11 protein-coding genes are annotated in these 12,316 nt (G+C 38.8%); 2 read left to right on the forward strand and 9 right to left on the reverse strand.

Features of this window, described 5'->3' with window-relative positions:
• Positions 1–132 precede the first annotated feature (132 nt).
• Positions 133–2,589, reverse strand: a complete 2,457-nt coding sequence (locus B4Z47_RS02060; RefSeq protein WP_115050415.1) for a PIG-L family deacetylase — start codon at positions 2,587–2,589, stop codon at positions 133–135.
• A 136-nt stretch (positions 2,590–2,725) separates the two neighbouring features.
• Complete coding sequence (locus B4Z47_RS02065) at positions 2,726–3,754, reverse strand: sulfite exporter TauE/SafE family protein (protein ID WP_070568068.1); 1,029 nt, start codon at positions 3,752–3,754, stop codon at positions 2,726–2,728.
• Positions 3,755–4,014: 260 nt separating this feature from the next.
• Between B4Z47_RS02065 and B4Z47_RS02070 the strand changes: the two genes are divergently transcribed.
• Positions 4,015–4,254: a hypothetical protein gene (locus B4Z47_RS02070; protein WP_139145043.1), complete on the forward strand. Its 240-nt coding sequence runs from the start codon at positions 4,015–4,017 to the stop codon at positions 4,252–4,254.
• Positions 4,255–4,267: 13 nt separating this feature from the next.
• Here B4Z47_RS02070 and B4Z47_RS02075 read toward each other — a convergent pair whose 3' ends face one another.
• Positions 4,268–4,981 (reverse strand): LytR/AlgR family response regulator transcription factor, encoded by a 714-nt coding sequence (locus B4Z47_RS02075; protein WP_070568074.1) that lies wholly within the window; start codon positions 4,979–4,981, stop codon positions 4,268–4,270.
• The gene (locus B4Z47_RS02080) at positions 4,978–6,039 is read right to left on the reverse strand and encodes a sensor histidine kinase (protein ID WP_070568077.1); all 1,062 of its coding nucleotides are present in this window, start codon (positions 6,037–6,039) and stop codon (positions 4,978–4,980) included. Before B4Z47_RS02080 ends, B4Z47_RS02075 begins: the two co-directional genes overlap by 4 nt.
• A 233-nt stretch (positions 6,040–6,272) precedes the next feature.
• Between B4Z47_RS02080 and B4Z47_RS02085 the strand changes: the two genes are divergently transcribed.
• Positions 6,273–7,250 carry a hypothetical protein gene (locus B4Z47_RS02085; RefSeq protein WP_070568319.1) on the forward strand — a complete coding sequence of 326 codons (978 nt, stop codon included), beginning with the start codon at positions 6,273–6,275 and terminating at the stop codon, positions 7,248–7,250.
• Here B4Z47_RS02085 and B4Z47_RS02090 read toward each other — a convergent pair.
• The 5 genes from B4Z47_RS02090 to B4Z47_RS02110 form a co-directional block, all read right to left on the reverse strand.
• Complete coding sequence (locus B4Z47_RS02090) at positions 7,234–7,920, reverse strand: class I SAM-dependent methyltransferase (protein ID WP_070568080.1); 687 nt, start codon at positions 7,918–7,920, stop codon at positions 7,234–7,236. The two genes, B4Z47_RS02085 and B4Z47_RS02090, sit on opposite strands and share 17 nt — an antisense overlap.
• Before the next feature lie 707 nt (positions 7,921–8,627).
• A complete protein-coding gene (locus B4Z47_RS02095; protein WP_070568083.1) occupies positions 8,628–9,839 on the reverse strand; it encodes a GTP-binding protein in 1,212 nt (403 codons plus the stop codon).
• 444 nt (positions 9,840–10,283) lie between these two features.
• Positions 10,284–10,880, reverse strand: a complete 597-nt coding sequence (locus B4Z47_RS02100) for an outer membrane beta-barrel protein (protein ID WP_286726672.1) — start codon at positions 10,878–10,880, stop codon at positions 10,284–10,286.
• Between the two features lie 25 nt (positions 10,881–10,905).
• Positions 10,906–11,328: a hypothetical protein gene (locus B4Z47_RS02105; protein WP_286726674.1), complete on the reverse strand. Its 423-nt coding sequence runs from the start codon at positions 11,326–11,328 to the stop codon at positions 10,906–10,908.
• 195 nt (positions 11,329–11,523) lie between these two features.
• Positions 11,524–11,973, reverse strand: coding sequence for a protein-disulfide reductase DsbD domain-containing protein (locus B4Z47_RS02110; protein ID WP_115050411.1), 450 nt, complete (start codon positions 11,971–11,973; stop codon positions 11,524–11,526).
• Positions 11,974–12,316 lie beyond the last annotated feature (343 nt).

A 12,316-nucleotide genomic window follows, 5' to 3' on the forward strand; every position in this document is an offset into this window, starting at 1 on the left:
CCTATTGTAAAATTGGACATGCCCCAAATAGTTGCCACTATTTGGGGCATTTTAATTGTAGCGGTCTTCTAATCCATCCACGAAAATGTGTTGATTCAATTTTTAGATCATCTTGCCTACAACACTTATTGATCAATAAGTATCTGAGACTGATGAAAGTGAAAGCATATTGGCAAAAAGACGATATGCTCCCGCTACTCCTGCAGGCAGTTGTCTAAATAGAGACAAACTATTGTAGATATAATAACCTTTTCCTGTTTTGCGAAGCAGCAACAAACCATCTTCATGCTGATTATTTGCGTTTTGCCCCCGTAGTATTGGTTCAAAGTCTGCACTCCATTTTTGCGGTAAAAAAAGTGCCCTGTCCTGCACCCAATTTTGAAAATCATGCTGCCCAATTACATTGGGGTAGTTCAATATACGATGGGATGGGTCCAAAAATGAAATGCGGGTTTCTGTATTTGTAATTCTTTCCTGAGAAACAGCTAGAGGATAAGTCCCAACCTCAGTCATATGCAAATCATATGGCGTATTATACTGCCCTATCAATACACCGCCCTGCTCCACATAGTCACGGAAAAGCTGATGAAATTCCGCAATTAAGGGATGGGTATTGTAAATCCGTACTCCCAAGACCACTGCATCAAAATCGAAGAGATTTATTTCACCAATGGACTCAAACGGAATAATATCCAATTGCTCAACAAGTTGGCACAAGCTCCCTCCAAGTTCATCATTCATCCCCGAAATATAAGCAACTTTCCGGGCCGTAATATCCACTGGCAAGTTCAGCACCCGTAGTATTCCCTTGGGAAAGTAAGTTACTTTGTTAATATGCGGATAAACAATACTTTTAGCTGTGAACGGATATATACCTGAACTGGTCTCAATCTCAAATCCAATCTCTTGAATCTCTTCCTGTGATGCTGATGAACTCAACTCAAAATAAAGTTTTTCCGCTGCATTACCTGCGATGTTGAGATCAATTTCTGTCGGAAATGCGCTCAATCCGTCCGGAAGCGTTAACCTCACTTTAATAGGTAAGGATTCGGCTATATTGGATTGCAGCTCCAAAGCAACTAAACGTTGGGTCGCTTTAGACAGCACAACGATTTCCGAATCAAATGCTGCTGTTACCGGGGGAGCTACGACAACGGGACTACCTGCATGTCTTACAGGAAGCTTAATCGCGATCGGTAAGCCGGCAAATTCCAGTTCCAGATGAACCAACAATTCGGTCCCATATTGTGTCAATACAACATCAGCAGACGATTCTGGTGTATAATTATGTGCGTCACCATTAGCATTAAGCCAAGTTGGAAAAGAAGGTAAAATTGTATCAAGAAGCTGACCATTCAAATGGATCATTTTCGATGGAGACGAGGGAAGATCTATTTGCCTTGCCCCCCTTATAAAAGGAACATTTACCGCTGTCAACTGCAAATTAGACTCCACTGGAATATGCGCATGCAAGATCATATTAACCTCGGTTCCCGGCACCCATAGGGCGTTAGGAGCCTGTACTTCTAAGGAGACACCAGCAAAATCAAGTAGCAGACGTTCTACCTCAGCTCGTTTTTCATGAATAATATTATCTTCAGGAACAATCTTCATCCAAAATAAAATCGAAGCAAGCTCCAATGTAAGCGCTGCTTTATCTGACTCACATTTTGCGATAAGGCTATTCACCAACCTATTGAATACATTTGCATAAGAATCTTGCACTGAACAATGCGTAAAAATAGTATTCACAGCCTCTGAATTGATCGATGCACTTTTTAATACTTCAAAATACTCGATACTAGGGTGATGCTGCGCCAAACTTCCCATGGCCTGAGAACGATGTCGATTACGACTTTCTGCTGCAATTTCACCATAATGTAAGTCAAAAGAGCCATGTCTTATAGGAATATCCAAAGAAATATATGCTGGCAAAGGTGTTACTTCTCCGCCGATATCTTTAACACCACTCTCCTGATATACATTCCATAGCAATTGCTGAGCTTGCCAAGGTGCTAGTTCCGCTAACTGTTCGCTGTAAGCTGTTGGATCAGCAGCCAGATCAAAAGCTTTCGCCATTAGGATTGCTGAGGCCTGATGGTGTCCATGCGAGTCAGGGACATTCGGCGAAAATCGCGTTACAATTACAGTGGGACGAAAATAACGGATAGTCCATACCATATCTGCCAGTACCCCATTTTCATCCCATCGCGCCAACGTCTCATCGACTGATTTTGCAAAGCCGAAATCCTTTGCCCGTGTAAAGAACTGTTTTGTTCCCTCAATTTCACGTGCCGCAAGTGACTCCTGCACCCGAAGTACCCCCAGATCCAATCCCTTTTCTCTACCTATAAAATTCTGTCCTCCCTCACCTCGCGTAACAGAAAGGTAGGCAGTATCGACCACCTGATCCTGCGCTAGAAATGTCAATAATTTATTGTTTTCATCGTCTGGATGGGCACCGGTATATAAAACACGATCCGAAATTTTAAGCATAGATAGCCCGCGCATCATCATTTGTTTTTTACTTGAAAAAGCTTGATTTAAATGCTGCGTTTGTACCTGTTGTGCTAAAAATTCCATTGCCATATCCTTCCTGCTAAATAATTCTTCGGTTCAAATATAGGAATATTTTTCAATAATCTACTAAATAGATAGATTATATATCAATACACTTTAAAACCAGTAGAAATAAGCATTTTAAAATAAAAAGGCAAGAGACAATTTAATCCAATCGTGTTAACACACCTTCTTTATGACAGTAAAATTCATAACTAGCCTTCCTTCTAAAACGTATAACCTTTTCGATATAGATACTATTATGTTTTTTGCTAAGGGCAAAATACTTTTGCTGAAGTTTGAGTGGTAAACCAGTCCAGTGAATAGATCGTTCGAGTTCTAAGCCATGCGTCTGACTAAATTCCAAGACAAAATTTGTGTCTCGCCAGCTCAATGCAATTTCAGTTTTATTCTTCGTGCGATCTAAGGCTATCAGCACGTCATTCTGATCGACAATCTTACGCGAACTACCTGCCAGCAATATCGCCCCTGAAACCACCATAGCACCATAACCTATTTTTTTAAATACCTGGTCGCTGAGGTAGGGTAATATAAACTGAACAGTAAATGATGAGACTATTGTTGCAACGGCAATTGCCAGGCCCAGTCCCAGCGCTGCCTTAGAATACAGACCTAAAATAATATAAATAATAAGTTTTACGAGATGTAAAAACACTTCATTTGCAGCACGGGTGGCAATAATCTCCTCTTTGGAAAGCCCCATTTTCAAATAAAACCGATTGAACAACAAGCCGATTGCACCTGTAATTCCTGAAATAAAGCCCGAAAGAAAACCTATAATTGCCAAAAAAGATTTCGAACACTTACTTTCCGAAGATAACGCTGCATTTTTTGATTTAAACAATTGAGGGATATTTCCCATGAGGAAAAAAGCAACAATCAACTGCAAATAGGAAGGTTCTATATATTTAATCAGATATCCACCTAATAGTACAGCCGGAATTGAAAACGGTACAAACCACAGAAAGATCTTCCAGTTGATATGCCGCTTAAAAACAATTATTCTCGATACTGAGCTGGTAAACGTACCAATCGTCAACGAAAATGGAATTAACGATGAAGGCAACATAAAATTCAATAAAGGAATAAGAATAAGGCTTGCTCCCCCTCCACATATGGCGCTGATCCAAAAAGCGACTATGGTACTTAAAAACAGGACAACTAAATTTATCATAGGATTTCAACAAAAAAACTACTTCACTGTAGCCTCTGACAAAAATGCACCGACTTTCTGTAGAAATTTAGAATTGATATCCCTAGCCCTCCATATAATCTACACCATTCATCTGCTCAATGCTCAACCTTGTTTTTGTATAAAAACTAAATGCTTTCGTATAATATAGGTTGCGTGAAGCAATGAAGAATATAGATTTGTAAGGATACCTCAGGTGATTGGGGAATCAAATGATTTTGAACGCAAATAAATTAGTAGCGATGAAAGTTAGGCAAGTGTTGATTTTTAAAAGTTCTGTGAAGACCAAAGACAAGAAAAATTTTTTGATGCAATTGGTCAAAACCCATCTTCCACAAGTACAAGATGCCACGGTTGATCTTGATGATGAAGATGCTATTTTCCGGTTCGAAACAGAAGAGTGTTGTGTCGACTATCTGACAAATTTCCTACGTAGTTATGGTATCCAAGTCGATTTTCTGGATCGCTTTGTGGTTGCCTAGGATAACTATTCGATCAAAGTAGCCCTCCGGTATATTGTTTAAAGAAAGATTCTCGATAAATCTCACCAATCGGGATTTCAAACTTATCGATGTAAACAGTATGGTTATCAAAAGAATCAATAAACGATAAATTAATCAGATAGGATTTGCTGGTACGCGCAAACAGGCTCACCGGAAGTTTCTGGTGAATTGTCTTCAAATTCATTGCAGTAATCAGTTTATTATTCCGGGTATAGATAACCACATAATCTTTGAGTGCTTCTATAAAGCGAATATCAGTAAATGCAATTTTATAGTATTTCCTATCCGATTTAATAAAAAGTGCATCCTCACTGGCCTTCTCAACCGTACTTTGGTTTTCTTTTAACGCTAGTAATTTTTTATAGGCCATTGCTTTATCGATCGCTTTGGCTAAGCGGTCTTTATTAATCGGTTTCAGCAGATAATCTATTGCATCCAATTCGTAACTTTTCAGTGCATATTGCGCATAGGCAGTCGTCAGGATAACCAGCTTGTCATTTGGAAGAGACTGTGCAAAATCGAGTCCATTGACCGTCGGCATCACGATATCCAAAAAAAGCAAGTCCACCGGGTTTGTCTTAATACATTCCAATGCCGATATCGCATTGGAAAATGTACCGACTATCTGAATAGACGAAATTTCTTCGATTAAATTTTTCATTTCCTCCCTAGCCAGGGGTTCATCGTCTACAATAATGCAATTCATAAGGGAATAGTAAGTTTAACGCTATATAATGTCTCAGTTGTTGACACCGAAAGTTCATAATCATTTCTATACAGCAGATCCAGTCGTCTTTTGGCATTAGCCAATCCCAGTCCGCTATATTTGCTTCGGACAAATGAGTTGTCGGGATCTTTCGAATTTTCACATTCAAAACAAAGCTGCTGATCCGTCTCAGAAAAATGGATTGTGATGAAAGTATCAGCATCACCAGCGCTGAGACTATGTTTAATCGCGTTTTCAACAAAGGCCGTAAATAGATGCGGCGGTAGAAATACACCTTTTTTTTCCAATTCTATTGGGCAAGATATACGCGTTTTTAAGTTATCGCGGCGTATTTCCTCCAATTTCAGGAAATTGCTTATAAAGTTGATTTCGGACTTCAGAAGTGTCTTATCATCGTTATTTTCATACAACTGATATCTTAGAAAATCTGATAACTTCATGATGACCTCGGTAGCCATATTCGGATCTTTTCGAATTAAAGCCTTAACATTGTTCAGCATATTGAATAAAAAATGTGGCTGAATCTGATTTTTTAAGGAAACAAGCTCTGTGGTCAAAGCCAGGTTTTTCAGTTCAGAAATACGCTTATTGTCTTCCAACCAACGTTTAAAAAGCTTAAATGTCGTGGTGGTCAGAATAATCGGAATACAGATAAATAATGCGGCGATTAGCCCCATAGAGTCCGACTCCGGTTTTTTTATAGCGGGAATATGAATGGAATAGATGTAATTTGCAATGTACATGACTACCAGCAAACTGGCTGTTACCAGCAATATCAGTGCTAAGACATATAACTCATATTTGGCCTTAAAGAAAAACTTTGGGATCAGTACATACATATTGGCGTAAAACATGCAGACGAATACAAACCATAGGATAATAGAAAAATAAAACCGGTAACTCCCTTGAAAATGAGAACTCGAATTTGCATTTGCAAAGAGCAACAGTAAACCGATCAGAAAAAACACATGTCGCAGTGGCCTGAATTTATTTTCTGTAAAATACCTTAAAACAATGCTATTATTGAAGTCTTGCATGCATTAGAATGATTTTAACCTAAATAACAAAAATAAAGCTTTTCTTGGCAGGAATCCGATCTCTTATACGAAGACCTGTTTTTTTTATACCAAAACTGGGAGATGATTTTTAACGTTCCTTTTCACTGTTCCCCTAAATTGGACTTTTGTATAAAAACAAGACCTGTTGGTCTAAAAAAAAAATCCCACCTACAAATTTCGGCTATCCTTATAATGATTTTAATCATACATTTATGCAAAAAATACTTTTAGTGTTTGTACTATTGTTTCGTATATCCACTTCAATCGCACAGACTAAAGATAGCGTACAGCAAAAAGTGAGGCCTGTTGTTACCGACAAATTCCCCATAACACGGGTTCTCAATTTGACCTATGAATCCAATACAGGATACAGTTATTCATCAAAACTCCAAGGTCAGGATTTACCTAAAACAAAAGTAGAATCGATGTACCAAGCCGGAGGTAGTATCAACATTAATTTTTTAAAGAGCAGAACCTGGAACTTGGGTACCAATATTGGCTATCAGTTCACTTCTGTCAACTCCAATCGTCTAGACCCCATCGCACAATCCACCATACAGTCAACCCATCAATATCATTATCATTACGAATCACTTAATCTTACCCGTTATTCACGTTTATGGGGCAAAGTAGCATTTTATACCGCAACGGTTGCTGCCAATGGGAGTGAAAAAGCAATAGAACGCATGAATGGGGTATTATCTGCTACTGTGGTACTAAAAGCTACGCGGGAGATTCAAATGGCGGTAGGCCTCATCGGCTTTATAGATCCGGCAGCCATTATTCCGGTTTTCCCAACCTTTGCCTACAAGCAACAATTTGCCAATAGGATGATACTTGATATCATCTTACCTAAAGGAGCCTACCTTCGAAAAGAGGTCTTGCGGAATGGCCGCGTTTCAATAGGTTCCGATTTAAATAGTACGATCTTTTACCTTTATAACTTTCAGGGCGCTGAAAAAGTATATACCTTCAGTCAGATGGAAATCAATTCGGGTCTGACTTATGAACATAACCTGGGCCGATCTTTTATTGCCACCCTTAAATCAGGACTAAAAACCATACCTCGCTCACGCGTATTTGAAAAAAACAAAACCCAGCGCGATTATATATGGGAAGCAAGCCCCGATCCCTCGTTTTATATTCATGCGGGGCTTTCCTTCAATCCCTTTGCTAAGAAAAGGAAATAATATCTTTTTTTCGGGTTATCCACCCCATATAAATCGATGATTGAAAGAATCGAACAGGAGGTTCAAATCCGGCTTCTTCACAGAGCTCGGCTAATCGTTCTTCCGAGACATGCAACAATTCACGCTCGATTCTTCGCAATCTTTGAGCGACCTGTGTTTCATCTATCCCATCGGGCAGAAGAAGTCTCAACAATTGCAAGTTTTGTTGAATCTGCTCCTTATTGCCCGTAATATCTAATAATAACAAGGGTGCTTGCGACATCATTCTCTTGGAAATATCTTGGAGCATAGCCAATTTTTGGCCATTGTCTTCTAGAAAGTGTAATACAAGTAAAAGTGTCGCAGCACCATATTGCTTCTCTTCGTCCAAATCACTTACCACACCTTCGACAAGATGAACATTTTCGTCCGCTTCAAATTTTTCCAGGGCCTGACTAATCATCTCAGGCGACGGATCTACCCCGGTTATTGTCCAAGATTCTGCTGTGTCAACAAAACGTTCTATTTCATTTCCTGTGCCACATCCGACCACTAATAAATCCTTATTTTCGGTTTCTCGGAGGAGCTTAGGCAGCTGATCCAAAAAATAATGGTAATTGGGAATCCAGGTCTCAACAAATTGGTCATAGCCACTTGCGCGCTCATTTTCAAACAGTTCTACTTTATTCATCTAGCTAACAATAATCGTTCAATATAAAATCAGTATGCAGTTAAATGGTATACCTTTTCTGCATTCCAAATATACATCCAAAGTCATCTATTTAAAACTATTCTAAATAACTAATGATTATTCTGACAATCTCGTTACTTATATTTCACCGAATAGATCGGTCAAAGAGTGTCTATATTTAGGTTATATCAATACTATTTTTTTGAGAGCGTGTTAATTACATTTTTCAGATCGATTCCTTTCGCCAATCAAGGCCTAAAGATATTACCAGCGTGTACATGTATTCAATAGCATTAAAATAAGCCTCCACTTTCTTATAATACTTTTTTAGTATCGACATTAATACAAGTTAAAATCTTAAAGGTATTATTTTAGAAATTACATTCTGCTCATAGTTAATTTTATCGTGCATGGTGACGATAATTGTCCCACAACTATGCTGTCCTTTTACTATACAATTTCAAAATTGCTATAATACTTTGAAATTTTTGGAATCAGAAGGATGATTTTCAACCATCATGATCAAGCGTTTTAGGAAGAGATCCCTATTTTTTTTATGGGGGATTGATGAAGGTTCAGAACCGTAACTTAATAACATCTGACAAATCAGCATAAAAAAGGCCAGGAAATCACCCCCTGACCTTCGAAAAATACAATATCTAACCTACATTACTTACTTTTTTAACCGATGCAGATCGCAAATAGTTTTAAATATTTTTAGGAAATTCGTCTTTCCACCAGGTAAAACGCCAGTCATCGCCTTCTTCTTCGGTCAACAGGCATTCTTCCAGCTCCGCCAGATATTTTTCTTTATCCAGATCCTGACCTATAAATACCAATTCATTTTTTCGATCTTCCCACTCCGGATGCCAACGTTTAAGAAGTTCAGCGCTGATTTCGGCATAACCGGGATACTGATAGCGCTGCTCTTCGGGCATGCTACTCCACCATGAGCCTGCACTTTCCAACCTTACGCTACCACCTGCCTGACTAAAACTGATGGCCAAATGCGGGCGGGAGGCCAACCACAGTAGACCTTTGGCTCGTATGATATTGTGCGGGTAACGCTCGTTGAGGTAACGGTGCAGCCGTTGTGGATGGAAGGGCCGTTGCGATCGAAAGACAAAAGATGAAATACCATACTCCTCTGTTTCGGGGCTATGTTCATTTTCAAGTTCTCTGATCCATCCAGCCGAAGAGGAAGCTTCATCAAAGTCAAACGAGCTCGTACCCATAATTTCCTTTGGATCAACACGTCCAAATTGTGTACGGATTAACTTGGCTCCGGGATTGAGCCGCCCAATAGCAGACTCGAGAGTGCCCAAAGTTTCCTCAGATACCAGATCGGCCTTATTCAAAAGGATAACATTGGCAAATTCGATCTGATCAGTCAACAGATTTACAATTGCCCTATTGTCATAGTCGTCATCCGTCAGTTTCCGATCTAATAAGGTATCGGCGCTTCCAAAATCTTTAGCAAAATTGAAACAGTCCACCACAGTTACCATAGTATCAATGTAACTGAACGTAGACAGATCAATCCCATTGTCAGCACTACTATAACTGAATGTCTGCGCTACTGGAATAGGCTCCGAAATACCAGTACTCTCGATAAGAAGATAATCAAAGCGATTTTCTTTCGCTAGTCGCTCCACCTCCACCATCAAATCCTCCCTTAAGGTACAACAAATACATCCGTTGCTCATCTCCACTAACTTTTCTTCTGTTCGCGAAAGCACATTTTCACGTTCAACAGCTTGTGCATCAATGTTCACTTCACTCATATCATTAACAATAACAGCAACTTTCTTGCCTTCCTTATTGTGTAGAATATGATTCAATAGTGTGGTTTTTCCCGCACCTAAAAATCCACTTAGAACGGTGACAGGTAATTTAACTTTTTTGGAAATGCTGCTCATAGTAATTTCGTTTAAACAAATGTAAAAACAAAACAACACAAATGCAACATTGTTGCTATATAAAGATATACGCTAAAACAATAACAGGTGAACTTCCTTAAAAACTTTCGCATGATGAAGTACAAACCTCGTTTAACATGATCAGCATCCCCTTGTCGTAACGTACGTTCACGATCAGCATCCCGGTATTTGCAGTCTAGTTTGATAAACGGGGAAAATCCTTCAGCCCTATAGGAGCTCCATCCTCCATCAGCCCGTTACAAGTACATCGATTGGTGTGTCGAGCTAGTCCTGCAAATATCCATGATATCCAGCAATAAACATCTCCACAACAAATCGTAAATCATTAATAAAATTAAAGCCGCCTGATGTAGCAAAATCAGAGCGGCTCAGCTTACAGCACAGGAAAGTCTGCAAAGGTTACCTACCAGTGGAACTATTAGCTTAAAACAAACGCATTTTAAATCCCAGTTGATACTGGTCAATATGTGCATCCCAATTGTCTACAATTTTATTATTCTTTTTGAATTGTCGGTATCTAAAATACAGCGCGCCAAGATCTATCCCTAATGCGTAACCTATCCGTGTACGACTGTTGAACGCTGGTTTTCCATCATTAAGTTTATACCTGTCGTCGTTGAGCAACATATTCAAGTCTAGGCCACCCAAGATTGAAAATTTTCTCGTAAAATTAATTTTTAGGTATACGGGTGTATTGAGATATTTCAGCGAACGGGTCCCCTTGGATAAGCCTCCAGCAAGAGAAGCCGTGTTACCATTGACACGAATTCTGGTTAAGTTGTAACTAGGCTCAACTTGAATATCCATCTTGCTATTAAGTCCAAAAATCAAATCCCCTCCTAATTGATATCCCATTCTATTGGCGCCAAATGCATTGCCACTTGCACGCGAAATATTACCACCCACCCGAAGTCCAAACCCCATTTGTCCGTAACATGCGGTCTTGAAACATAACAATCCCATGATCAAAAAACTAACTAGTGTACAATGCTTCAACTTTAATCGATCTACCTTTATCATTTTTATCATAAAACACACCTTTACATCAGACCGATGACTGTTTTCCTGCAGTTTGCAACGTCACAAAATAGACAATATTGTTCTTCTTTATACCTTCCTTCAATAGGCGTGCTTCCTCTGTAAAGTAAGTATGGTTTCGTAAGAAGACCAGGGTCAGTGCATACCATATGCGTTCATCGATCACCTGATTCCTTCTATAATTTACCTCCAGATACATCCTTTGGTTAAGGTCAACAAAGCTTTTACTTCCCAAATGAAATGAGACCGCATCCGCAACCACAAATCTATCCTCGGCCGTCAAGGTATACTTTTCGCCTAGGGTCATTACTGCGTTTACAATATCTCGAACCCTTTCAATGGTGTGAAAATATAACTGTGGGTTGTGGTTCTTGCGGTAACTATGCACTAAAAAAAGATCTGCCTGCTCAAGTAAGTTTGTGTAATCCATTTAAACAAAGCTAAAATTCCGTAAAAAATAGATTTAACATATTATACCAAAGGGCTTATTTTTTATACCAAAAGCCCCCTTTAAACAAAAAAGGCTAGGTGTGATTACCTAGCCTTTATCCTTAATTTTCCTTTTTCTATCAATTATACTAAGCACCAAATCGCTTTAGATCGTTAATTGCTTTTATTTATTAGACTATTTGATCGTTACAGCAAAAGCATATTCATCTGGAGGAAGACATTGTGAAGCGTCACAAGCTTGCCATTCCACGGTACCTTTTACTGTTGCTGTTCCTTTCTTGAGCGAAACCTTTTGCTGAAAGATCACTTCATTGGTGAAGTATCCCACATCCATTTTGAAAACCTCTTCGTGTTTGATCTTCGGTTTTGGTTCAGCTGTCTTACCGACCAAAACGTAGTCAGCAGCTTTACCGAAATTGAAAGATGTTGGAATTGGGCCACCGTCTTTTACATTTTGGGAGTAAATGTGCCAACCATTTTGAATAGTAGCCTTCACATAGACCATAGCTTCTTTGTTGTTCAATTTTTTGCTGGCCACAGTCCATTTAACAGGCTTATGAATCTGAGCGAATGCGCCCGAAACGACGAACATAACCACGGTTATTAACAATAAAATCTTTTTCATCTTTGTATCAATTTTTCAGTTTATTATTTCATTGGCAGTACATCTTAGACAGTATTTCCCGTATGAAAGATCCTGTCTAAATACTTACAACAATATTCGTTATAAACAGAATAAAATACAACACCACTTTAATAAAACAATAAATTTTACCAAAAAACACACATAAAACCAAATTTTTTACAATTTAAAGTTGATTGTTTTTTCAATTACAATAATATATTCAAAAACCCTATCAGACTAAAACAAAAGGCGTTGTCAAACATTGTCTGCTGTGGGCTTGTGAACACGTTCTGCTCTACAACTTCCATCCCAAGCTAATCAATTATACATAATTATCTGTATC

The sequence above is a fragment of the Sphingobacterium sp. UBA2610 genome, assembly GCF_002339225.1.
In the GTDB taxonomy this organism is placed as follows: domain Bacteria; phylum Bacteroidota; class Bacteroidia; order Sphingobacteriales; family Sphingobacteriaceae; genus Sphingobacterium; species Sphingobacterium multivorum.

What these genes read in the sequence shown, in the direction of transcription:
- B4Z47_RS02060 (WP_115050415.1), bottom strand. Translation starts at nt 2,589, where the DNA reads ATGGCAATGGAATTTTTAGCACAACAGGTACAAACGCAGCATTTAAAT.
- B4Z47_RS02065 (WP_070568068.1), bottom strand. Translation starts at nt 3,754, where the DNA reads ATGATAAATTTAGTTGTCCTGTTTTTAAGTACCATAGTCGCTTTTTGG.
- B4Z47_RS02070 (WP_139145043.1), top strand. Translation starts at nt 4,015, where the DNA reads ATGAAAGTTAGGCAAGTGTTGATTTTTAAAAGTTCTGTGAAGACCAAA.
- B4Z47_RS02075 (WP_070568074.1), bottom strand. Translation starts at nt 4,981, where the DNA reads ATGAATTGCATTATTGTAGACGATGAACCCCTGGCTAGGGAGGAAATG.
- B4Z47_RS02080 (WP_070568077.1), bottom strand. Translation starts at nt 6,039, where the DNA reads ATGCAAGACTTCAATAATAGCATTGTTTTAAGGTATTTTACAGAAAAT.
- B4Z47_RS02085 (WP_070568319.1), top strand. Translation starts at nt 6,273, where the DNA reads ATGCAAAAAATACTTTTAGTGTTTGTACTATTGTTTCGTATATCCACT.
- B4Z47_RS02090 (WP_070568080.1), bottom strand. Translation starts at nt 7,920, where the DNA reads ATGAATAAAGTAGAACTGTTTGAAAATGAGCGCGCAAGTGGCTATGAC.
- B4Z47_RS02095 (WP_070568083.1), bottom strand. Translation starts at nt 9,839, where the DNA reads ATGAGCAGCATTTCCAAAAAAGTTAAATTACCTGTCACCGTTCTAAGT.
- B4Z47_RS02100 (WP_286726672.1), bottom strand. Translation starts at nt 10,880, where the DNA reads ATGATAAAGGTAGATCGATTAAAGTTGAAGCATTGTACACTAGTTAGT.
- B4Z47_RS02105 (WP_286726674.1), bottom strand. Translation starts at nt 11,328, where the DNA reads ATGGATTACACAAACTTACTTGAGCAGGCAGATCTTTTTTTAGTGCAT.
- B4Z47_RS02110 (WP_115050411.1), bottom strand. Translation starts at nt 11,973, where the DNA reads ATGAAAAAGATTTTATTGTTAATAACCGTGGTTATGTTCGTCGTTTCG.